Source organism: Burkholderia sp. ABCPW 111 (genome assembly GCF_000773065.1).
Lineage (GTDB): Bacteria > Pseudomonadota > Gammaproteobacteria > Burkholderiales > Burkholderiaceae > Burkholderia > Burkholderia savannae.
Genome location: NZ_JPWT01000048.1, coordinates 1 through 1179, shown reverse-complemented (window position 1 = coordinate 1179; position 1179 = coordinate 1). Strand labels below are relative to the sequence as shown.

The following is a 1179-nucleotide window of genomic DNA, read 5'->3' as shown; positions in this document are numbered from 1 at the left end:
TTACTCGATGATCTTGGCGACGACGCCGGCGCCGACGGTGCGGCCGCCTTCGCGGATCGCGAAGCGCAGACCTTCTTCCATCGCGATCGGCGCGATCAGCTTCACCGTGATCGACACGTTGTCGCCCGGCATCACCATTTCCTTGTCCTTCGGCAGCTCGATCGAGCCCGTCACGTCCGTCGTACGGAAGTAGAACTGCGGACGGTAGTTGTTGAAGAACGGCGTGTGACGGCCGCCTTCGTCCTTGCTCAGCACGTACACTTCAGCCGTGAAGTGCGTGTGCGGCGTGATCGAACCCGGCTTCGCCAGAACCTGGCCGCGCTCCACGTCTTCACGCTTCGTGCCGCGCAGCAGGATACCGACGTTGTCGCCTGCCTGACCTTGGTCCAGCAGCTTGCGGAACATTTCAACGCCCGTGCAGGTCGTCTTCACCGTCGGCTTGATACCGACGATTTCGATTTCCTCGCCGACCTTGACCACGCCACGCTCGACACGACCCGTCACCACCGTACCGCGGCCCGAGATCGAGAACACGTCTTCCACCGGCATCAGGAACGCACCATCCACCGCGCGCTCCGGCGTCGGGATGTACGTGTCCAGCGCGTCCGCCAGGTTCATGATCGCCACTTCGCCCAGCTCGCCCTTGTCGCCTTCCAGCGCCAGCTTCGCCGAACCCTTGATGATCGGCGTGTCGTCGCCCGGGAAGTCGTACTTCGACAGCAGTTCGCGCACTTCCATCTCGACCAGCTCGAGCAGCTCGGCGTCGTCCACCATGTCGCACTTGTTCAGGAACACGATGATGTACGGCACGCCGACCTGACGCGCCAGCAGGATGTGCTCACGCGTTTGCGGCATCGGGCCGTCTGCTGCCGAGCACACCAGGATCGCGCCGTCCATCTGCGCCGCGCCCGTGATCATGTTCTTCACGTAGTCGGCGTGGCCCGGGCAGTCGACGTGTGCGTAGTGGCGGTTCGCCGTTTCGTACTCGATGTGCGCCGTGTTGATCGTGATGCCGCGCGCCTTTTCTTCCGGCGCCGCGTCGATTTCGTCGTACTTCTTCGCTTCGCCGCCGAACTTCGCCGACAGAACCGTCGCGATCGCCGCCGTCAGCGTCGTCTTGCCGTGGTCAACGTGACCAATCGTACCAACGTTCACGTGCGGCTTGGTCCGCTCAAACTT

At 63.3% G+C, this 1179-nt stretch carries 1 protein-coding gene; it reads right to left on the bottom strand.

Going from position 1 to position 1179, the window contains the following annotated elements:
• Positions 1–1179, bottom strand: a 1179-nt coding sequence (gene tuf / locus X946_RS06320; RefSeq protein ID WP_235364002.1) for an elongation factor Tu, incomplete at its 5' end; no start/stop codon positions are given.